Genomic DNA, 21,508 nt, shown 5'->3' with positions numbered 1-21,508 from the left:
GCTTATGACGCTCGGTGATTATCGGAAGCACGCCCGTGCCGGCTCAACATGCTATAGCCGTCAGGTCGTGCAACCGAGGGGGAAACGATGCGGCGCGAGCTCAGGTGACGTACGCGCCCGGCAGCAGCGTCGAGATCGACACGTCGAACGCGCGCGCGATCTTGTCGGCCGTGACGATCGACGCGATCGCCTCGCCGCGCTCGATTTCGCCGACGTACGAGCGGTTCAGCCCCGCATGCTCGGCCAGTTGCTCCTGCGACCACGTGCGCGCCTCGCGCAGCTTGCGCACGTTGGCGCCGAAGTGATGGATGAGGTCGCTCATCGCGCCTCCCAGGCGACGCGCGCCGCCGTGCGCGGCGCGGCGTTCGCTTCGCTGCGCAGCACGGCCTGCGTGACGTTTTCGCCGGGCGGCACGTCCTGCGTGAGCCACACGTTGCCGCCGATCACCGCGCCGCGCCCGATCGTCACGCGGCCGAGAATCGTTGCGCCCGCATAGATCACCACGTCGTCCTCGACGATCGGATGGCGGGCCAGCCCTTTCTCCAGATGGCCGGCCGCATCGCGCGGGAAGCGCTTCGCGCCGAGCGTGACGGCCTGATACACGCGCACGCGCTCGCCGATGATCGCCGTCTCGCCGATCACGACGCCCGTGCCGTGATCGATGAAGAAGCCCGCGCCGATGCGCGCGCCCGGATGAATGTCGATGCCCGTTTCCGCATGCGCCTGCTCGGCGATGATCCGCGCGAGCAGCGGCAGGCCGAGCCCGTACAGCTCGTGCGCGAGCCGGTGGTGGATCATCGCGAGGATGCCCGGGTAGCACAGCAGCACCTCGTCGACGCTGCCGGCCGCCGGATCGCCGTGGAAGGCGGCCAGCACGTCGCTGTCGAGCAGCCTGCGAATCTCCGGCAGGCGCGCGGCGAATGCCTGCACGGCCTTCGACGCGACTTCGTCGAGGTTGTCGAGCGGCCCGTCGGCATTGCGCTGACGCGCCGCGTAGCGCAATTCGAGCGTCACTTGACTGAGCAACGCATTCAGCGCCGCGTCGAGCGCGTGGGCCACGTGGAGGTTCTCGCTTTCCTGCCGCAGGTCGGGCGGCCCGAGCCGCATCGGGAACAGCACACCCTTCAGCGCGCCGACGATCTGCGCGAGTGCCTCGCGCGCCGGCAAATCGCGCCCGCCCGGTTCGAGCGAGCGCCGCTGCTTTTCGCGCCATGCGCGGCGCACCGTCTGCAGCGATTGAACGATGTCGTCGATGTCGAACGCGGCCATGCTGCTTTCTCCCCGTAACGGCCGTGAATCAATCCTGCGCCCAGGGCAGGCCGCGAAAGCGCCAGCCGTTGCGGCCGCCGCGATGCTGCCGGTCGTCGAGGTCGCCCTCGAAGCCTTCGAGCACGTTGAATACCTGCATGAAACCGCCCTTCGTGGCAGCCTCGGCCGCCTGCGCCGAGCGGTTGCCGCTGCGGCACAGCAACAGCACGACCGCATCCTTGCCGGTCTTTGCTTCCAGCTCGCGCACGAAGCGCGGGTTGCGCGTCAGGCTCGTGCCGGTCGCCCACGGCACGTGCAGCGACTCCGGCACGTAACCGACGAATTTCCGTTCCTCGGCCGTGCGCACGTCCACCAGCAATGCATCGCCCGCCGCGAACAGCGCCCACGCGGCTTGCGGCGCGACGCCGCCCGCGTAGGGCGTGCCGGCCGCCACGGCTGCCGCGCGCGCGTCTTCGAGCGCCTGCTGCGCAGCGGTTCGTTCTTGCAGTTCAACCGTCATGACACTTCCTCGTTCTCGCAGATTCGTATGAACAAAAACACCGGGAATGCGGCCGTCGCAGCTTGCGTGCTGTCTATAGCCGTCAGCGCCACTATGCGAGTGCGGTCGGGGAAGCAGAACCAATAAAAATTCATTTCCTAATCAGCGCCGCGGGGAATGCAATAGCGGACGCGCGCTATCGGCGCGCGGTCAATCGCAGGCTGGAGATGGGGAGCGACGCCGTTCGATGCTGTGCATCGAAGGGGTTTGAAAGAAAGGAGGGGGACGATCGGCGCACATTTCGCGCGTCGTCATGGAATTCGAAATGACACGAGCCACGCGATGCACCGACGAAGCCGCCGAGCCTCGTCGATGCACGCGCCGTCAGCACATCACGCCACCGGATCGACCGGCGCAACCGGCGCGCCACGCGCCTCGATATCGCGCCCGGCAAGCAGACACAGATCCTCGCGATGATGCGTGGCCACCACCTGCACGCCCACCGGCACGCCGTTCACGAGCGACGTCGTGACGGCCAGCCCCGGCAGCCCCATCGCGGGCAGCGCGCGCAATGTGAGCTGCGCTTCCCACACGCGCTCGAACCCGTCCGGCCCTTGCCGGTCGAGATCGTCGGGGAACGGCAGTTCCGCGGAAACAGGCAGCAGCAACACCGCATACTCATCGAGAAACAGCCGCCACTGCCGCGTCAGCGTCGTGCGTCGAACCAGTGCGCGACTGATCACGTCGGCCGGCAGGTCGCGCACCTTGCCGCGCACGGCGGCGATCACCGCGGCCGCGCCCTGATCGCCGTCTTGCTCGACCGCGTTCGCCAGCGCGTCGAACCCGTCGCCCAGCCACAGCTGCTCCTGCAGCAGCGCCGCCTCGCGCATCGGCGGCGTATCGTCGATCTCGTCGACGGTCCAGCCTGCATCGACGAGCCGACGCGCGGCATCGCGCAACGCGGCCTCGACTTCGGGCACGACCTCGAGGCCACGCGGACGCACGCACAACGCCGCGCGCTTCGGCACCGCGCGCCCGTCGAACGGCACCGCGACGTGCCACGGATCGCGCGCGTCCGGTGCGGAGAACGCCCGCAGCGCGAGCGACAGATCGTCGATCGTGCGCGCGATCGGCCCAGCCGTCGACATCAGTTGCGCGCCGATCGCCCGCTCGGGCGACGATGCATTGAACGCCGGCACGCGGCCGAGCGACGGCCGGATGCCGTGTACGCCGCACGCATAGGCCGGGTAACGCACCGAGCCGCCGATGTCGGTGCCGACCGCGAGCGGGCCGATCCGGCCGCGACGGCCGCCGCCGCGCCGCCGCTCGATCCGCCCGGCGTCAGCGACGGATTACGCGGATTGCGCGTGCGGCCATGCACGAGATTCGACGTGAACCAGCGCAACGCGAACGTCGGGGAATTGGTGCGGCCGAGCAGCACGCCGCCGGCCTTGCGGATGTTCGCGACCACCGGGCTGTCGGCTTGCGCGATCAGGCTCTCCTGCAAGCGCGTACCGTTGGTCGTCGCATAGCCGGCCTGGTCGACGTTGATCTTCACGGTGACGGGTACGCCCGCGAGCGGCCCCGGATCGTCGCCGCGCGCGATCGCACGATCGACTTCGTCGGCCTGCCGCCGCACGTCGTCGGGGCGATGCTCGACCACCGCGTTGATCGCCGGATTCACGGCGTCCAGCCGGTCGAGCACGGATTCCGCCACGTCGCGCGCGGATACTTCACGCTGCCGCACGCGTTTCGCGAGTTCGGTCGCCGACAGTTGCCAGAGTTGCGTCATCACTTCTCCTGGTGGAAAACATCGCCATCACTCAAGGCGCCGCGCATCCTCACGAAGGCGCGGCGCCGCATTCGCTCACTGCGTATCGTGCTTCGTGCGCTCGGCGGCGGCGATGATCGCATCGGCCACGGCTTTCGGCTGGCTCAGCATCGCGACATGGCTGCCGTTCACACGCGCGACCGTCGCGCCGATCCGCTTCGCCATCGCTTCCTGCAGCTTCGGATCGATCATCCGGTCCTGCGTCGCGACGACGAACGTCGACGGCTTCGCATGCCACGCGGCCTGCGTGACCTTCTCAGAGATGCATCCACCGTACCACGGCCCTTGCGTCGCCGCGACGATGCGCTGCTGCGCGGGCGGCAGATCCGGCGCGAAATCCTGCGCGATCGCCTTGTCCGACAGCCGCGCGAAACCACCCGCGTCCTTGCGCAGCTCCCCGGCCCACGACGGCGCCGGCAGCCCTTGCGTGACGTCGGCGATCGACTGGCCGTTGTCGGGCGCGAACGCCGCGACGTACACGAGCGACTTCACCTTGTCGTCGTTGCCCGCGTCGCTGATCACGACGCCGGCCCACGAATGGCCGACCAGCACGACCGGCCCTTTCTGTTCGTCGATCGTGCGTTTCGTCGCGGCCGCATCGTCGGCGAGCGAACTCAGCGGATTCTGCACCGACACCACGTGCAGCCCGCGCGCCTCGAGCAGCGGAATCACGCGGTTCCAGCTCGACCCGTCGGCGAACGCGCCGTGCACGAGCACGACGTTGGTGCCCTTCAGGTCTTCCTTCGGTGCGGCCTGCGCCGCGACCGCACCGAACAGTCCGCCGACTACCGCGGCGGATACCAGAACGCGTTTCATCAAACCGGCCATCGTCATGCTCCTATCTTTGTCGTGTTGTTCAAGTGAAGTGCTTCAGTGCGCGCCACACCTACGTGAGGCAGGCGCGGCGACCGATCACGAATGCGCGTACAGGTCGTCGGCGGCGTCGCGATGGCCGGCCGACGTCGACGCATCGGCCACGTTGTCGCCTTGCGACTTCGACGGGCCGTTCTGGTCCGAGCGTGCGACCTGCTGCGCGGCGGCGACGGCTTGCTCCGCGGCCGCGATATCGTCCGGGTAGTGCGCTTCGCTGCCGGCCGGGTTGTAGCCGGCCTGCTCGAGGCGGATGAGGTCGGCGCGCACTTCGGCACGCGTGAGGCCGTGGCCCGTATCGGCGAACGACAGGGCCGGAGCGACGGCGAGGACGGCAACGGCGAGGATTCGAGCGGCTTTCATGAGAGTTCTCCTTGAAGGAAGTTGGGGTGTCGATCACTTGGCATTCGGCGTGAACGTCTGGCGCTGAACGCTTGCTGCATGTCGACAGTAGAACCCGCGCACGTATCCGGCATGTTTCCGAAACCGGGGCGTTCTGCATGCCAGTTTTTCAGGAACGACCGCAGATACAGTGCGATACAAACGCGCGTGATCCGTTTCGCCCCCCGCCGCGCACTCCATGAAAAAAAAGCGTGCCTCGCAAGGCACGCCTTTCCATCCACTTCACGCCGCCGTGTCACGTCACGGTGCGAGCCGCGTGAACACGTAATCGTGATTCTTCACGCGCGCCTGGTGACACGCAAAGCACGTCTGATGCTGGCCGATGTCGGCGGGCACGCCGTTGATGAAGCGCCCGAAGCCCCAGCCGCCCGTCGATGCATAGCGGCGCGAGTCCTTCACCATCACCTGCACGGTCGTCGCCTGCCCGGGCACCGTCGCCGGCGGAAACTCGTCGGACTGCTTGCGCTTGTACGCGAGCTTCACGAGGATCGTGCCATCCGGAAACGGCAGCGTCGCCTTTTCGAGCGCGCGGATCGCGACCGGATTGCCGAGCACCACGCGCAACTCGTCGAGCGGCGCGGCTTCCTCTGCCGGCGCGACCATTTCCCATTTGCGATAGCCGGGCGGAATCGTCACGCCGTAGATCGGCGACGCGGCCGCGGCCGGCTTCGGCTGTTCCGCGAACGCGGCCGGCCCGCTCGCCGACCACGCACCGGCCAGCAGCACGCCCGCGGCGACCACCCGGCGCGCACCGCGCCGCCACACTCCCACGCGGGCCCGCATCACAGATGCTCCACTTGCAGGATCGCATCGGCGAATGCCTGCGGCGCTTCCTGCGGCAGGTTGTGGCCGATGCCGCCGGTGATCGTCCGGTGCTGGTACTTGCCGGTGAACTTCTTCGCGTACGCGGCCGGCTCCGGATGCGGCGCGCCGTTCGCGTCGCCTTCCATCGTGATCGTCGGCACGGCGATCGCGGGGCCTGCCGCGAGACGCCGCTCGATGTCGTCGTATTGCGCTTCGCCCTTCGCGAGCCCGAGGCGCCAGCGATAGTTGTGGATCACGACGGCCACGTGATCGGGATTCTGGAACGACGCGGCCGTGCGCGCAAAGGTTTCGTCGGAGAACTGCCACTTCGGCGACGCGAGCTGCCAGATCAGCTTGTTGAACGCATCGCGGTTCTGCGCGTAGCCGAGTTCGCCGCGCTCCGTCGTGAAATAGAACTGGTACCACCACTGCAGCTCGGCCTTCGGCGGCAGCGGCTTGGCGTTCGCCGCCTGGCTGCCGATCAGGTAGCCGCTCACCGACACCAGCGCCTTCACGCGCTGCGGCCACAGCGCCGCGATGACGTCGGCCGTGCGCGCGCCCCAGTCGTAACCGCCGAACACCGCGCGGTCGATCTTCAGCGCATCCATCAGCGCGACGATGTCGACGGCCGTGACGGCCTGCTGGCCGTTGCGCACCGTGTCGGCCGAGCGGAACGTCGTCGAGCCGTAGCCGCGCAGGTACGGCACGATCACGCGATAGCCGGCCGCGACGAGCAGCGGCGCGACTTCCGCGTAGCTGTAGATGTCGTACGGCCAGCCGTGCAGCAGGAACACGGCCGGGCCGTTCTTCGGGCCGAGATCCGCATACCCGACGTTGAGCACGCCCGCGTCGATCTGGTGGATCGTGCCCAGCGACGCGGCGCCGGCCGCACGCTTGCCGGCCGATGCATCGGGCGCGGACTGCGCATGCGCAAGCGCGCTGAAGCCGAGGTCGGCCAGGCTGAGGCTCGCCAGCGTCGAGCCCAGGATCAGGCGGCGGCGGGTGTTCACGTTATCGGACATGACTCGTTCTCCATTGTCGATCGCTAAGGAAGGGGCCCGCGGCACGTGCGGGCAATCCGGTATCGTCGTTCGCAGCGGCGGCGCATCGCACCGCGCCGTCGTGTGAATCGCTTCACCGGTTTTATATCCGAACGGACCGGGCGCTTTGTATCCCAACGTATCTGTGTGCGAACACGACAAAAAGCGATTCAAAAATCGTCGGAAAAGCGACGTTTCGCCGCGATGGCCGGGCATCCGCGACCGGCGCCGGCGCGTCAGAACAGTTTGGCGATCGCGGGCACGCTGAGCACCGCGACGTAATAGCCCATGAACTGCACGCCCGTGTTGAACGCGAACAGGCGCGACAACATTCCACCGAACAGGCCGATCGTCACGATCACGGCGAGCCCGAGCAGTTGCCCTTCCCACACGCCGATCACGACGATCAGCCCCGCGAAGGTCGCGATGATCGCTTCATGGCTCAGCTTGCGCGCGACGAACGACGCCGCGCGGTGCGCGTGGTGCATCGCGAGCGGATACGCGATCAGCGCGGCCAGCACGATCGACAGCAGCCCGTAGCCGAGGAACGCCGGCCAGCTCATCAGCGTATGCAGGTTGTGGATCTGCCCGCTCGCCGCATCGACCGTGAAGCGCGGCGGCGCATTGAACAGCGGCGCGGCCGGTCCGGCCGCCACCGGGCTCAGCGGCAGCCCGAACGCGATCAGCGGAATCAGCGCTTCGGCGATGTAGGTCGCCTCGGTCACGCCGTTGCGCGCGGCGATCACGGTCGTCAGGCGCTGGTACGCATGACGCACGCGCGCACCGACGATCTCGCCCATCAGCACCGTCATCGCGACCGGGCTGAACACGAACGTCGCGCTCGACACGGCGGCCGTGCCGACCGTCCAAGCGACCTGCTCGCGGTCGAGCACCTTCAGCGGATTCGGGAAGTAGCCGCGCCAGCTTTTCACGTCGGGCGCGAGCACGAACGTCGACGGCCCGTCGCGACGCATACGCCGCCGCTCGGCCGGCGACAGGATCGAGAACAGGTCGGCCACCAGCGGCCCGATCGCGATCCCGAGGAAGTAGCTGACGCTCAGCTTCACGCCGTAACGACCGGTGAGCGCCTGCAAGCCGACCACCAGCATCACGAACGGCACGAGCAGCAGTACCGACGCCCATCGCCCGGCGGAGAAATACGCGATGCCGACGGCCGCCGCGAGGAACACCCACGGCGCCGCCTTCGCGATCGCCGCGCCGAACGGCGCGAGCAGCGACGCGAACAGCACCGCGAGCGGCAGCGCGACGAACGCGGCAACGATCGCGCCGGAGATCATCTTGCGCAGCGCGATGTGCGGCACGCCGAGCGCGCGCAGCAGCGTCGCCTGTTGCAGCAGCGGCGCGGCCATCGTGTCGCCGGGAATACCGAGCAGCGCGGTCGGGATCGCGTGCGTGATGTGCTTGGCCACCGCGCCCGCGAGGAAGAACGTGAACACGCCGGCCGGCGGCACGCCGAGCAGCGCGACGAGCAACGTGAGCGGCGCGATCGTCGTCGTTTCGTCGGTGCCGGAGATCAGGCCGATGGCGGAGAACACGATCGCGCCGAGCAGCCCCATCGCGAACGCGGCCGGCAATGCATGCAGCAGCGCGTCCATCAGCGGCCTCCCGCGCGGGCGCGCCCGGTGGAGGCGTCGTACGACGCGAACAGGTCGAGCAACCCGAGTTCCTCCATCTCGGCGCGCGCGGCGGGCGACAGGTCGTTCGTCGAGCCGAGCCCGCCCGATGCGTCGGCGAGTTGCCGCAATGCGTCGTCGCGCTCGGCGCCGCCCGCCGCCTGTTCGATCACCGTGCGCTTCGGCTTGAACAGCCGCGCGCAGATCGCACCGCCCAGCAGGCAGCCGCCCAGGCCGATCAGCATCGCGTAAGCGCGTGCGATCGCCGCGTCGTGCACGAACGATGCGAGCGCGATGCGGCCGACCTCGAACGCGCCGAGGCTGATCGCGATGCCGAGCAGCACCGACCACGCAAGATGCTTCGTCGCCACCGTGTCGCCCCATACCTCGACGAGCGTCGTGGCCGCCGCATCGGCGCCGGCCAACGGCCGGGCGCGATGCGGCGCGGGTGCGACGGCGCTTGAACCGGTCTGTTCCATGTGTCTCCTCCTGGTTTGATATGTCGCCGGCCGTGCCGGCGCGGCGCGCTGCACGCCGCCTGTATCGCGCGGCGTGCAGCGGGCGGGTCAGCCGCCGCTGCGGCCCGCGAGCAACGCGACGGCGAAATCGGTACGCACGTCCTTCGCCGCGACCATCTGCTGCGCGATCCGGTCGATGTCGGCCCCCGTCGCACCGGCCGCGACGGCGATGTTGCGCGCATGCAGCGCCATGTGTCCGCGCTGGATTCCTTCGGTCGCGAGCGCGCGCAGCGCACCGAGATTCTGCGCAAGCCCGACCGCGACCGCAATTTCGCCGAGTTCCTGCGCCGACGTCACGTTCATGATCTTCAATGCAAGGCGCGCGAGCGGATGCGTCTTCGTCGCGCCGCCGACGAGCCCGACCGGCATCGGCATCTCGATCGTGCCGACGAGGTCGCCGTTGGCGGCCTTCTCCCACGTCGTCAGCGACGTATAGCGGCCGCTGCGGCTCGCGTACGCATGCGCGCCGGCCTCGACCGCGCGCCAGTCGTTGCCGGTCGCGACCACCACCGGATCGATGCCGTTCATGATGCCCTTGTTGTGGGTCGCCGCGCGGTACGGATCGGTCGCCGCGAACACGTACGCGTCGATCACGCGGTCGATCACGTCCTCGCCGGCGTAATCGTCGGTCGCGAGCGTCGCCGCCGAGTACCGTACCTCCGCGCGCGCCAACCGCAAATCGGCGAGGTTGGACAGTATCCGCAACCGTACCTGGCCGCCGGTGATCGCCTCGATGCGGGTCGCGACGGTTTCGGCCATCGTGTTCACCGTGTTCGCGCCCATCGCGTCGCGCACGTCGACGATCAGGTGTGCGACGATCATCGCGCCGCGCGGCGTGTCGGGGAACACATGAACCTCGATGTCGCGACAGCCGCCGCCGAGGCCGACCAGCACCTTGTCGCGGCTGTTCGCGAGGGCGATCAGTTCGGCCGCGTGCCGCAGGATCGCGAGCCGCGCGCCGTACGGATCGCCGACGCCGATCACCTGCACCTGCGCACGCATCAGCGGGCCGCTGCTGGACGTACGGAAGCCGCCGGCCGCGCGGGAGAGCTTCGCCATATACGATGCGGCCGCGACGATCGACGGCTCCTCGACGGCCATCGGCACGATCACGTCGCGATCGTTGATCCGGAAGTAGCCGGCCACCGCCATCGGCAGCTCGAACGTGCCGATCACGTTCTCGATCATCCCGTTCGCAGTGTCGAGCGGCAGCGCGCCCGGTTTCGCGAGCAGCGCGTGCTCGGCGTCGTCGAGCCCGACGGTGCGGGACAGGTGGGACAGGCGTTGCTCGGGCGTGAGCGAGCGGAAGTTCGGCAAGGCGGAATCGATCGGCATGATGGGTCGGCTGTTTCGGGGTGGCGGTGTGGCCCGTCGGCGCTTGCGACAGGCAGCGGATAGCCGAATAATAGTCACGCTGTACCCATTGAAAAGGTACAGACGGCGCAGACAGTCATCCAGCCGTACCCATGACAGTGGGCCGGCCCCGACGGGACATTCCGATGAAACAGCGTGCGAAAGCCAGCCTGTCTGGCGCAATGGCGGACAATCTGGCCAGACAGATAGAAGAAGGGGTGTTGCCGGCCGGTGCGAAACTGCCGTCGATCAGGGAATACGCCGAGGCGTCCGGCTGCTCGAAGAACACCGTGATCAGCGCGTTCGAGATGCTCGCGGCCGACGGCCTGATCGAGCCGCGCCGCGGCTCGGGCTTCTTCGTCACGCGGCGCGCGGCCGCCGTGCCCGACATCGACGAGCCGAGCTCGCTCGACCGCGCGATGGACATCGTGTGGCTGATGCGCGAGCAACTGCACGTGAAGCCCGACGTGCTCAATCTCGGCGAAGGCTTCCCGCCGATCGAGTGGCTCGAGGAAACGCGGCTGAACCAGTACCAGCAGCGCATCATGCGCACGAGCGCCGCGTCGCTGTTCCGCTACGGCAGCCGCTTCGGCTATCTGCCGCTGCGCCAGTCGCTGCAGCAGAAGCTCGCCGGCTACGAGATCGAGGCGCCGCCCGCGCAGATCGTGCTCACGCACGGCGCGAACCAGGCGATGGACCTCGTGCTGCGCTACTTCGTGCGTCCCGGCGATACCGTGCTCGTCGACGATCCCGGCTACTACCCGCTGTTCGGCAAGCTCAAGCTGAGCGGCGCGAACATCGTCGGCGTGCCGCGCGAGATCGACGGCCCCGACGTCGCGAAACTGGCCGAGCATGTCGCCGCGTACCGGCCGAAGCTGTTCTTCACGCAATCGGTCGGCCACAACCCGACCGCGACCGATACGAGCGCGGCCAAGGCACACCGCATTCTGCAGCTCGCCGACGCGCACGATCTGATCATCGTCGAGGACGATGCGCTCGCCGACCTGCGGCCGCGCTCGCTCACGCGCATCGCGACGCTCGACCAGCTGCGCCGCACCATCTATATCGGCAGTTTTTCGAAATCGGTGTCGGCGGCGTTGCGTGTCGGGTTTCTTGCTTGCAATGCCGCGCTTGCGAGCGATCTCGCCGACGTAAAGATGCTGACGCATGTCAGCAGCTCGGAATACTGCGAACGCACGCTCGACGCGATCGTCAGCGATGGCCATTTCCTCCGGCATACGAATCATCTTCAGGAGAAGTTGCGGCGCGCGACCGGCACCGCGCTCGATGCGCTCGGCCGCCTCGGCGCGGAGGTCTATCGGCCCTGTGACCAGAGCCTGTATCTGTGGGCCGCGCTGCCCGGCTGGCCCGATTCGATGCAGCTCGCGCAGGCAATGCTCGAGCGTGGCGTGATTCTCGCGCCCGGTGCGGTGTTTTCGCCGCAGGCCGATCGTCCGTCGAAGTATTGCCGCTTCAACGTTGCGTATCTCGCGGACAAGCGGTTTGCGCAGGCCTTGCAGGCGGTTACCTGAAAACGAACACGGGCCGCTCCACCGCCTGGCCCGCATTCGTCGTGCAACCGCGCTTACACGCGCCGCAACGGCCGGAACCCGGCACGCACTTCACGCGCAAACAGTTCCGGCTCCTCCCATGCGGCGAAGTGCCCGCCCTTGTCGACTTCGTTGAAGTAGATCAGGTTGTGATAGCTGCGCTCCGCCCAACTGCGCGGCGCCTGGTAGATCTCGCCCGGAAACACCGTGATCGCGGCCGGCAGCGAGATATCCACCGCGTTGAAGTTGTTCGAGTGATCCTCCCAGTAGATTTGCGCAGCGGACGTCGCGGTGTTCGTCAGCCAGTACAGCGAAATATCGTCGAGAATCTCGTCGCGCGGAATCGAGCGTTCGGGCACGCCGCCGCTGTACGTCCACTGCGAGATCTTGTCGTACATCCACGCGGCCTGTCCGGACGGCGAATCGGCCAGCGCATAGCCGACCGTCTGCGGCCGCGTGACCATCATCGCCGAGTAGCCGCAGTTGTCGCGGTAGAACGTCGCGAGCTTCTCGTACGCGGCCTTCTCCTTCGGCGACAGCGACGCCGGCGCCGGCGCATCGACCTGGAGCAGCGTCGCGATGTCCGGCGGCACCGTCGCCGGCATGTTCACGTGAATCCCGACGAGGCCCTGCACGCGCTGCATCGCCATCCGGTGCGAAATCACCGAGCCGCAGTCGCCGCCCTGCGACACGAAGCGCGTATAGCCGAGCCGCGCCATCAGCTCGCCCCACGCGCGCGCGATGTGATCGGAACCCCAGCCGGTCTTCGTCGGACGGCCCGAGAAGCCGAAACCCGGCAACGACGGCACGACGACGTGAAACGCGTCGTCCGCGCTCGCGCCGTGCGCGGTCGGGTCGGTCAGCGGGCCGATCGCCTTCAGCAGCTCGAAGACCGAGCCGGGCCAGCCGTGCGTCATGATCATCGGCATCGCGTTCTCGTGCCGCGAGCGCACGTGGATGAAATGAATGTCGAGCCCGTCGATTTCCGTGATGAACATCGGGAAACCGTTCAGGCGCGCCTCGCCCTTGCGCCAGTCGTAGTCGGTGCCCCAGTAGCGCAGCAGCGCCTGCATGCGCGCGAGCCGCACGCCCTGCGATTCGTCGGCGACGGTTTCGCGGCCCGGCCAGCGCGTCGCGGCAATGCGGCGGCGCAGGTCAGCCACGGCTTCATCGGGAATGTGCGCGGTGAACGGGCGTATGCCGCTCGCGCCGGTCGCGGCATGCAGCGCGGTGGGCAGCATCGCCGAGACCCCGGCGGCCACGGAAGTGGCCAGCAGGTGGCGACGCATCGGGGAAAACGGTGTGGAAGACATCGTTCGGCATCCTTTCGTGAAGTGGAAAGTGAAGATGCCGCGCGCGGGATCGCGCCCAGGCTTTCGATCCGGCGCGCCCTCGTCACGCGGCGTCGCCCATTTGAAAGGTCTGATGTATCCGGGATTTGTCTGATTTGTACGCGTTTGTAGCGGCTGCACCGCGAGCGGGCGGCCCGCGCCGCCGCTCGCTCGCCGCCGCGGCGCTCAGAGCGCCTTGACGATCGCGCCGTCGACGCGAATGTTCTGGCCGGTGATGTAGCCCGCGCCGTCCGACAGCAGGAACGCGACCGTCTTCGCGATCTCGCCGGTCTTGCCGAAGCGGCCGGCCGGAATGCGCGCGACGATCTCCGGCGTTTCCGGCCAGCTGTCGACGAAGCCCGGCAGCACCGCGTTCATCCGGATGTTCTCGGCCGCATAGCGTTCCGCGTACAGGCGCGTCCATGCGCTCAGCGCCGCGCGCAGCGCCGACGACACCGGCATCGGTTGCTCGGGCGCGTCCGCCGCGAAGCTCGAGATGTTCACCACCGCGCCGCCGCCCTGCTTCTGGAAGATCGGCGTCACGCGGCGCATCACGCGCACCACGTTCAGCAGGATCAGGTCGAGCCCCGCATGCCAATTGTCGTCGGTGATCGCCAGCAGTTCGCCCTTCGGCGGATGGCCGGTATTGTTCACGACCGCGTCGATCCGCCCGTAGCGGGCGACCGTTTCCTGCACGAGCGTGTCGATATCGGCTTCGTCCGTCACCGAGCCCTTGATGCCGAACCCGCCCAGTTCCTCGCCGAGCGCCACCGCGCTGCCCGACGGCGACATCAGCGCGACGCGATAGCCCGTCGCCGCCAGTTCGCGCGCGATCGCCGCGCCCATGCCCTTGCCCGCCGCCGTGATCAACGCCACTTTTTCTACAGTCACGATGTGCTCCTTGCTCCGATTCCGCCGCCGCGCAGCCGCCATTCGGCGCGCCATGGTGGTAATGTAGGCGCATCGATTCCGGCTGTCGAACCAGTATTTCTGCCGCCAGCCGATAGTTTTTCTACAGTCTTACGATGCCGCCACGCCCTTCCCGCCTGCCGCCGCTGAATGCGCTTCGCGCGTTCGAAGTCTCGGCGCGACACCTCAATTTCCGCGCCGCCGCCGACGAGATCGGCGTCACGCAGGGCGCCGTCGCGCAGCAGGTGCGCCACCTCGAGGACGTGCTCGGCCTGAAGCTGTTCGAGCGTCTGCCGCGCGGTCTCGCGCTCACGCACGACGGCGCCGCTTATTTTTCCGACGTGCAGCGCGCGCTGCATGCGATCGCCGACGCCACCGACAAGCTCGTGAAACGGCGCGCCGCGCTGACGATCAGCACGACGCCGTCGTTCGCGTCGAAGTGGCTGATCCCGCGGCTCGCGCAGTTCACCGACGCGCATCCCGACTACGACGTGCGCGTGATCGCCGACCCGCAGATCGCGACGTTCCGCCACGACGGCGTCGATCTCGCGATTCGCTACGGCAAGCCACCGTTCGGCAAGCATCTCGTCACCCATGCGCTGTTCCCGCTCGACGTGTGCGCGGTGTGCAGCCCTTCGCTGCTGACCGCGCCGGCTTCGCCGCGCGCGCTTGCCGGCCAGGTGCTGCTGCACGACGCGCACGACCTGTGGCCCGAGTTCCTCGCGGCGATGCCCGAACCGGTCGACGTCGATCCGCACAAGGGGCTGCGCTTCAACCAGACGTCGCTCGCGATCGATGCGGCCGTCGCCGGCCAGGGCATCGCACTCGCGACCGAGCCGCTCGTCGAGCGCGACATCGCCGCCGGACGGCTGTGCAAGCCGTTCGACTTCGCGTTTCCGCTGTCGATGGGGTTCTATCTCGTGTATCCGGCCGAGCGCCGCGACGACGGTGCGATCGCGGTGATGCGCGAGTGGATGATTCAAGCCGCGTCGGACGGGCGGCCTTGAGCGGCTCGAGCGCGTTCGGCCCGCTTCAGGGCGCGATCCAGCGGGCTTCGTAGCGGTTTTCGTTCAGGTCGAATACCGCTCGGCGATGGCCGGCGCGCGCGAGTTCGAGCCAGTCGATGCGTGTGACCGTCATGTGGATCAGGCAGAAGTTTTCGTAGCCGTCGCCGGTTGGTGCGGTGCTGTCGACATGTGCGGCTTCCGGAGACGCGACCGGCGTGCCGGGCGGCAACGGTGCTCGATACAGCAGCAGCGTATGCGGGCGGCTCGATGCCCAGAGCGCGCGCCGTTGCGTTTCGTCATCGCAGACCGATGCAATTCCTTGCGCGCGAATCTGCACGAGCGCGTCGAGATCATTGGCGACGATCGAGATACGCGGATCGCGACGCAACTCCGCGACCTTCGCCGAGCGCGCATCGGTATGAAACGACAGCACGCGCCCGACGCGGTTCACCTGACGCAACACGATCGTCCGGACCTTCGGTGCGCCATCGAGACCGAGCGTCGCCGCCTGCAACATCGTGAACGGCGAGCGCTGAACGCTGACGCCGGATTCGAGGCAGGACCAGATGCGGTCGTACGTTTGCGCGAGCGATTCGGAGGTCGAGTCGGACATGGGGCGGCGGCGATCGTCGGTGTTTCGATCGCGCAAGCTTAACCGTTTGTTTCGGCGACGGCTCGCAGGTGATGCGTCGCCGTCGTTGTGCCGCTCAGTTGTAGCCGAGCACGACCGGCGCCGCATCGCCGGCATCGGTCGCCGGCTCCGCGCCGAAGCGGCCGAGCACGTCGGCCACATACTGCGGCCCGGCGCTGATCTGCGACGAGCGATGCTTCGCCGGCTGCTTGTCGCCGCCGCTCGCCGCTGCGCACGTCGACGCCGTTTCGTTGACGGTGATGATCATGCCGATGTCTCCTTACGCGGCCCGCGCCGCACCATACGCTCGCACGAGGCGCGCGACGCCTTCCCGGATCGCGTCGACGTCCGGCGCGGCGAACGACAGGCGCAGCGACGCCGCGTCGACGTTGTCCGCGAAGAACGCCTTGCCGGGGACGAACACGATCTTGTGCGCGATCGCCTGTTGCAGCAGCACGTCCGACGATACCGCACCGATTCGCGCCCACACGAACATCCCGCCTTCGGGACGATGGAACTCGATCGCATCGCCGAACCCGTCGCGCAGCGCGTCGCACATCGCGTCGCATTTGATCCGGTACGCGGCCGCGATGCGCGGCAGATGGCGTTCGAGCGCGCCGTCCGCCAAATATTCGGCGGCGGTGGCCTGCGTCCACGGTGCGCTGCACAGATCGACCGTCTGCTTCGCGATCACGCAGCGCCGCGCGATCTCGGCCGGCGCGATCGTCCAGCCCACGCGCAGCCCCGGCGCGACGATCTTCGACAGGCTCGCGAAATGCACGAGCCAGTCGCGTGCGCCGTCCACCTCGCCGGTGAGCGCGAGCATCGACGGCACCGGTTCGCCCGCGAAGCGCAGGTCGCCGTACGGGTCGTCCTCGACGATCAGGAAACGGTATTGCACCGCGAGACGCAGCAGCTTCAGCCGGCGTTCGCGCGTGAGCGTCGCGCCCGTCGGGTTCGCGAAGGTAGGGACCGTGTAGAGCAGCTTCGGCTGCGCGATCGCGCCGGACGCGAGTTGTTCGCCGAGACGATCGACGTCGAGGCCTTCGCCGTCGACGGGAATCGTCACGATGCGCGCCTGTTGCAAACGCATGGCTTGAAGCGTGGCTGGGTACGCCGGTTGTTCGGTCAGCACGACGTCGCCGGGCGACACCATCACGCGCAGCAGCAGGTCGAGGCCTTGCTGCGAACCGGTCGTGACGAGCAGTTCGGCCGGCGTGCATGCGACGCCGCGCCGCGCCATCAGCGCGATCAGTTGCTGCTTCAGTTCGGCGAGGCCGTCGGTCGGGCCGTATTGCAGGCAGCGGACGGGCTGGGCATACGCGCGTTCGGCGGCCGCGTTCAGGCCGGCGACGTCGAACAGGTCGCTGGCCGGATAACCGCCCGCGAAGGAAATCATGCCCGGTTCGGACAGGTACTTGAACAACTCGCGGATCGGCGAGCCGGCAGGGTTTTGGAATGAGGGCGTGAACGCGTACATGTCGTCGTGAGCTGGAAAGCGCGGGCGGCCGGAATAGCCGTCGAGTGCCGGCCGCCAGGGCGCTTCTGGCGCCGCGGCGGTGAATTCGAGCCACGATTGTCGATAGTCATTAAGGGCTCGGCAAACGATATCTATGCACTAGGTCTTGCGGTTTGGTCATTAAATCGCGGTGGGGTGCGTGTTGGCGGTGCGCGGATGATGCGGGGGTTCCGGGGCGGTTTGCCGAACGGGTGTTTGATTCGGGTGGTTGTTTCGCCCGGGTGGTCATGATGATCGCTACGGCTTTCTTGGCTTGGGCGGTTCAGCAAGAATCGTGAATCGTGGGCGGCGCCGCTTCAACGCGACGACCACCACGGCATCGAGAGCGTTCTCAGCGAAGCCAAATCGGAATTCTCGCCGCGATCCAATCGAGCATGGTCGGTGGCAGCGAGATCGACCTTTCACTGTCGTACTCATCCGATGCGTCGAAATAAATCAACTTGTTCTTACGGATGATGGTCGATTCTTCCCCCGGCCGGCCGTCCCAAAAAACGAAAAATAGTCGAGTGGCGAGCGTCGAGCCGTGTGCATTGCTGACGACGAGTTTGACCTGCTCATTCTGATCCACAAAAAAACCATTGCCCGGAGCACCACTCCCGCAGATGTTGATGATGTAGGTTGTGCCGTCAACGTGCTTGACACCGCCATTCATCTTGACGTTGTAGTTGAAGCGCTGACAATCGGTACGGTCAGCCATGATCCCGCGAAATCCTACCAGGTAGACGAACGCAAAAAAAACGAGCGTGACGATCGCGAGGCCTGCGCGCTTCGCTCGGCTGAAACGGTTGAAATTTCTGACGCGCCGGTACAGGTAGAAACCGAAGATGATCGACGTGATGGCGAAGATCGCCGGCTTCGTATGCAGGAGCGCGAAAATCGTGATCGCGTTATGCACGTCAACCCACACGAACGTCCACCCGATATCGACCACCAGATATATGGCGATCACGGACAAGACTACTTTGAAGATGGTCACGCGTAGCCAGCACCTCTGAATGAATCCGCGCCAAATTAATCGATACCCATGCAAGTCCACAATAGTAATGAAAACAACTGTTAAATCGATCCGAGTACGCGAAAGTCGCGAAGATCAGGATAATTCTCAAAGGGCATGCGGTGTCGCCCGTACTAGCCTAACGCGACTTGGTGCTGAAACACTGGCGATGGCAAGGAGTACAAGACATCCTTCCCTCCAACAATCGTTATCTGGATGCGGGCACGCATGCCGATCTTCAACGAAGTTGGTCTGACCTAGCGATGCTCATCGAGCACCGCACATCCTCTGCTCGTCCGCCTTCAGGCGGTTCATATGGAATACATCATCCACCAGGAAGTACCCTCAGTATCGACATATATTGAGATTCGCCTCGTGGCGGAGTCGAGCCGAAAACCCGAGCAAGCCGCAACGGCTCGGCAAGGCTGGCCGCCAGGATCTTGATGAGCGCGGCAACGAAGATGGTACCTTCACCGGGCTCATCACATAGATGATCGGACGTCTCGCGCATACGGCCTCCCGCCAGCACCCAAATCACTCAACCATCTGCGCGCAATTCGAGCAATGGATTAAGGATCTGTAGGACTTCTGCGATCCCTACCACTCGTGAACCCTCTGCAACTTCAACACGCCGGCCAATCCAAAACGTGTGCGGGTATGCCTCAGGCGATAATAGCCAGACCTCCGCTCTGCCCTGCTGTCCCGTACAGACGCCTGTGACGTCCACGAATTCGTGATGTGACGATGACAAGTAGTCGTCGCGCACTTTGTAGATGGGACGATAGCCCGAGACGACCTCTTTCAACGAGCCGTCCGATCGCTGCGCGGTTAGAGAAAAATTCACCATCAGGTCGGGTGGACGAAGCGGGCGGGCCATACTCTTTCTCGCGGGCAGCGATGGGCGTCGGAACGTTGATTGTCGACGAATTTGCGCTGGGTGTCGAACGGCCCGTTTTAGCCGAATCTGACAAACAAAGGGCGGCCTCAGCCGCCCCACGAAGCCATTCAATCAGCCCGCCACACCCCGATTAGCCTCGATCACCGTCAACGCAGCCATATTCACGATCCGCCGCACGGTGGCGCTGGACGTAAGGATGTTCACAGGAGCATTGACGCCCAACAGGAACGGCCCCACCGCCACATTGCTCCCCGCCTCGGTCTTGAGGAGGTTGTACGCGATGTTGCCGGCATCCACATTCGGACAGACCAGCAAATTCGCCGCCCCCTTCAACGGCGACATCGGCAGCAGCTTCGCCCGCAGCCCTTCATCGAGCGCGCAGTCGCCATGCATCTCGCCATCGGCCTCGATATCCGGCGCCTGCTCCCGCATGATCTCCAGCGCCCGGCGCATCTTCACGCCCGAAGCCGCACTCCCCGACCCGAAATTCGACCGCGACAGCAGCGCGACCTTCGGCGTCAGGTTCAACCATTCCATCTGCCGCGCCGCCGCGATCGTAAATTCGGCGATCTGCTCCGCATCCGGGTTGTCGTTCACGTGCGTATCCACGAGCGCGACCGTCCGCTGATCGAGCAACAGGATGTTCATCGCCGCGTAGGTCGACGCACCCGGCTTCTTGCCGATCACTTCGTCCACGAACCGCAGGTGATTGTGATACTCGCCCACCGTCCCGCAGATCATCCCGTCCGCGTCGCCGAGCTGCACCATCATCGCGCCGATCAGCGTCAGGCGGCGGCGCATTTCCACGCGCGCCATTTCCTTCGAGATGCCGTCGCGGCAGCGCATTTCCCAATACTTCGTCCAGTACTGCGGGAAACGTTCGTCGTATTCCGGATTGGTCACTTCGACGTCCTGACCGAGCCGCAGGCGCAGTCCGAACCGCTCGATGCGCGCGAGCAGCACCTCCGGACGCCCGACCAGAATCGGCCGCGCCAGCTTCTCGTCGACGATCACCTGCACCGCACGCAGCACACGCTCGTCCTCGCCTTCGGTGAACACGATCCGCGCCTTGCCGCCGTCGCGCACGAGCTGGCGCGCGGTCGCGAACAGCGGCTTCATGAATGCGCCCGAGTGATAGACGAACTGCTGCAACTGCTCGACGTACGCATCGAGATTCGCGAGCGGACGCGTCGCCACGCCGCCTTCCATCGCCGCCTTCGCCACGGCCGGCGCGATCCGCACGATCAGGCGCGGGTCGAACGGCTTCGGAATCAGGTATTGCGCGCCGAACGACACGTCGTACGCGCCATAGGCCGCCGCGACGACTTCGTTCTGCTCTTCCTCGGCCAGCCCCGCGATCGCGTGCACCGCGGCGATTTCCATCTCGCGCGTGATCGTCGTCGCACCCACGTCCAGCGCGCCCCGGAAAATGTACGGGAAGCACAGCACGTTGTTGACCTGGTTCGGGTAGTCCGAGCGGCCCGTCGCGATCACGACGTCGTCGCGCGTCTCATGCGCCAGTTCCGGGAAGATTTCCGGCGTCGGGTTGGCCAGCGCGAGAATCAGCGGACGCGCCGCCATCTGCTTGAGCATCTCCGCGGTGAGGATGCCGCCGACCGACAGCCCGAGGAACACATCCGCGCCACCGATCACGTCGGCGAGCTTGCGCGCATCGGTTTCCTGCGCGAAGCGCGACTTGGCCGGGTCCATCAGCGCGGTACGGCCGCGATAGACGACGCCTTCGATGTCGGTCACCCACACGTTTTCCACCGGCAGCCCGAGGTCGACCAGCAGGTCCAGGCACGCCAGCGCGGCCGCACCGGCGCCCGACGTCACGACCTTCACTTCCTTGATGGATTTCCCGACCACCTTCAGCCCGTTGATGAACGCGGCCGACACGGTAATGGCCGTGCCGTGCTGATCGTCGTGGAAGACGGGAATCTTCATGCGCTCGCGCAGCTTCTGCTCGACGGTGAAGCATTCCGGCGCCTTGATGTCCTCGAGGTTGATGCCGCCGAACGTCGGTTCGAGGCCGGCGATGATGTCGACCAGCTTGTCCGGGTCGGTCTCGTTGATCTCGATGTCGAACACGTCGATCCCGGCGAACTTCTTGAACAGCACGGCCTTGCCCTCCATCACCGGCTTCGACGCGAGCGGGCCGATGTTGCCCAGGCCAAGCACGGCGGTGCCGTTCGTGATCACGCCCACCAGGTTGCCGCGGCTCGTGAAGCGGTGCGCCGTCAGCGGATCGGCGGCGATCGACTCGCACACGCTCGCCACGCCGGGCGTATAGGCCAGCGCCAGATCGCGCTGGGTCACCAGCGGCTTGCTCGCGACGACCGAGATTTTCCCGGGGGTCGGAAATTCGTGATAGTCGAAAGCGGCCTGCTGCTGTGTCTCTGTCTGTTTCATGTTTTCGTCCCGGCGTGGGCGCCAGGCCAGTCCCGGCGCGATCCATGAAGGCGATTTT

At 66.7% G+C, this 21,508-nt stretch carries 20 protein-coding genes and 1 pseudogene; 2 read left to right on the top strand and 19 right to left on the bottom strand.

Annotated elements, in window-relative coordinates; all coding sequences use genetic code 11:
• Positions 1-100: 100 nt before the first annotated feature.
• From CFB35_RS18075 to CFB35_RS18020, 11 genes and pseudogenes are all read right to left on the bottom strand, one after another.
• Complete coding sequence (locus CFB35_RS18075; RefSeq protein ID WP_011356215.1) at positions 101-322, bottom strand: helix-turn-helix domain-containing protein; 222 nt, start codon at positions 320-322, stop codon at positions 101-103.
• On the bottom strand, positions 319-1,269 hold the full coding sequence (gene epsC / locus CFB35_RS18070; RefSeq protein ID WP_089465381.1) for a serine O-acetyltransferase EpsC: 951 nt from the start codon (positions 1,267-1,269) through the stop codon (positions 319-321). Before epsC ends, CFB35_RS18075 begins: the two co-directional genes overlap by 4 nt.
• Positions 1,270-1,297: 28 nt before the next feature.
• The gene (locus CFB35_RS18065) at positions 1,298-1,768 is read right to left on the bottom strand and encodes a rhodanese-like domain-containing protein (RefSeq protein ID WP_089465380.1); all 471 of its coding nucleotides are present in this window, start codon (positions 1,766-1,768) and stop codon (positions 1,298-1,300) included.
• Between the two features lie 371 nt (positions 1,769-2,139).
• Positions 2,140-3,539, bottom strand: a pseudogene (locus CFB35_RS18060) (amidase family protein).
• 75 nt (positions 3,540-3,614) lie between these two features.
• Complete coding sequence (locus CFB35_RS18055) at positions 3,615-4,406, bottom strand: alpha/beta fold hydrolase (RefSeq protein WP_059580317.1); 792 nt, start codon at positions 4,404-4,406, stop codon at positions 3,615-3,617.
• A gap of 84 nt (positions 4,407-4,490) precedes the next feature.
• Positions 4,491-4,811: a DUF4148 domain-containing protein gene (locus CFB35_RS18050; protein ID WP_059579919.1), complete on the bottom strand. Its 321-nt coding sequence runs from the start codon at positions 4,809-4,811 to the stop codon at positions 4,491-4,493.
• Between the two features lie 279 nt (positions 4,812-5,090).
• Positions 5,091-5,633, bottom strand: coding sequence for a cytochrome P460 family protein (locus CFB35_RS18045; protein ID WP_059579916.1), 543 nt, complete (start codon positions 5,631-5,633; stop codon positions 5,091-5,093).
• Positions 5,633-6,676 (bottom strand): alpha/beta fold hydrolase, encoded by a 1,044-nt coding sequence (locus CFB35_RS18040; protein ID WP_059640422.1) that lies wholly within the window; start codon positions 6,674-6,676, stop codon positions 5,633-5,635. Before CFB35_RS18040 ends, CFB35_RS18045 begins: the two co-directional genes overlap by 1 nt.
• A 254-nt stretch (positions 6,677-6,930) precedes the next feature.
• Entirely contained in the window at positions 6,931-8,310 is a 1,380-nt protein-coding gene (locus CFB35_RS18030; protein ID WP_059579912.1) for a tripartite tricarboxylate transporter permease, read from the bottom strand.
• Positions 8,310-8,807 (bottom strand): hypothetical protein, encoded by a 498-nt coding sequence (locus tag CFB35_RS18025; protein ID WP_089465379.1) that lies wholly within the window; start codon positions 8,805-8,807, stop codon positions 8,310-8,312. Before CFB35_RS18025 ends, CFB35_RS18030 begins: the two co-directional genes overlap by 1 nt.
• An 87-nt stretch (positions 8,808-8,894) precedes the next feature.
• The gene (locus CFB35_RS18020) at positions 8,895-10,181 is read right to left on the bottom strand and encodes a hydroxymethylglutaryl-CoA reductase, degradative (protein ID WP_089465378.1); all 1,287 of its coding nucleotides are present in this window, start codon (positions 10,179-10,181) and stop codon (positions 8,895-8,897) included.
• 164 nt (positions 10,182-10,345) lie between these two features.
• On the opposite strand from CFB35_RS18020, the gene CFB35_RS18015 reads away from it, so the two are divergent.
• Entirely contained in the window at positions 10,346-11,731 is a 1,386-nt protein-coding gene (locus CFB35_RS18015; RefSeq protein ID WP_089465377.1) for a PLP-dependent aminotransferase family protein, read from the top strand.
• Positions 11,732-11,784: 53 nt separating this feature from the next.
• Here the strand turns inward: CFB35_RS18015 and CFB35_RS18010 are convergent, their stop codons facing one another.
• Complete coding sequence (locus CFB35_RS18010; protein WP_060967959.1) at positions 11,785-13,062, bottom strand: epoxide hydrolase family protein; 1,278 nt, start codon at positions 13,060-13,062, stop codon at positions 11,785-11,787.
• 204 nt (positions 13,063-13,266) lie between these two features.
• Positions 13,267-13,971: an SDR family oxidoreductase gene (locus CFB35_RS18005; protein WP_089465763.1), complete on the bottom strand. Its 705-nt coding sequence runs from the start codon at positions 13,969-13,971 to the stop codon at positions 13,267-13,269.
• 134 nt (positions 13,972-14,105) lie between these two features.
• Here CFB35_RS18005 and gcvA point away from each other — a divergent pair, with 134 nt between their 5' ends.
• Positions 14,106-14,996, top strand: a complete 891-nt coding sequence (gene gcvA / locus CFB35_RS18000) for a transcriptional regulator GcvA (RefSeq protein WP_059579899.1) — start codon at positions 14,106-14,108, stop codon at positions 14,994-14,996.
• Positions 14,997-15,021: 25 nt separating this feature from the next.
• Here gcvA and CFB35_RS17995 read toward each other — a convergent pair whose 3' ends face one another.
• From CFB35_RS17995 to CFB35_RS17970, 6 genes are all read right to left on the bottom strand, one after another.
• Positions 15,022-15,609: a pyridoxamine 5'-phosphate oxidase family protein gene (locus CFB35_RS17995; RefSeq protein WP_089465376.1), complete on the bottom strand. Its 588-nt coding sequence runs from the start codon at positions 15,607-15,609 to the stop codon at positions 15,022-15,024.
• A 94-nt stretch (positions 15,610-15,703) separates the two neighbouring features.
• Positions 15,704-15,895: a hypothetical protein gene (locus CFB35_RS17990; protein ID WP_059579893.1), complete on the bottom strand. Its 192-nt coding sequence runs from the start codon at positions 15,893-15,895 to the stop codon at positions 15,704-15,706.
• A gap of 12 nt (positions 15,896-15,907) precedes the next feature.
• Positions 15,908-17,107: a PLP-dependent aminotransferase family protein gene (locus CFB35_RS17985; protein ID WP_089465375.1), complete on the bottom strand. Its 1,200-nt coding sequence runs from the start codon at positions 17,105-17,107 to the stop codon at positions 15,908-15,910.
• A gap of 370 nt (positions 17,108-17,477) precedes the next feature.
• Positions 17,478-18,122, bottom strand: coding sequence for a hypothetical protein (locus CFB35_RS17980; RefSeq protein WP_226094119.1), 645 nt, complete (start codon positions 18,120-18,122; stop codon positions 17,478-17,480).
• Positions 18,123-18,678: 556 nt separating this feature from the next.
• Positions 18,679-19,017, bottom strand: coding sequence for a hypothetical protein (locus CFB35_RS34440; RefSeq protein ID WP_143328742.1), 339 nt, complete (start codon positions 19,015-19,017; stop codon positions 18,679-18,681).
• 132 nt (positions 19,018-19,149) lie between these two features.
• Positions 19,150-21,450, bottom strand: coding sequence for an NADP-dependent malic enzyme (locus CFB35_RS17970; protein ID WP_089465374.1), 2,301 nt, complete (start codon positions 21,448-21,450; stop codon positions 19,150-19,152).
• Between the last annotated feature and the right edge of the window lie 58 nt (positions 21,451-21,508).

Origin of the sequence: Burkholderia sp. AU16482 (assembly GCF_002223285.1) — a bacterium.
GTDB lineage: Bacteria > Pseudomonadota > Gammaproteobacteria > Burkholderiales > Burkholderiaceae > Burkholderia > Burkholderia semiarida.
Note: the sequence above shows the minus strand (reverse complement) of the source record. Positions and strands in the feature narration are given on the sequence as shown.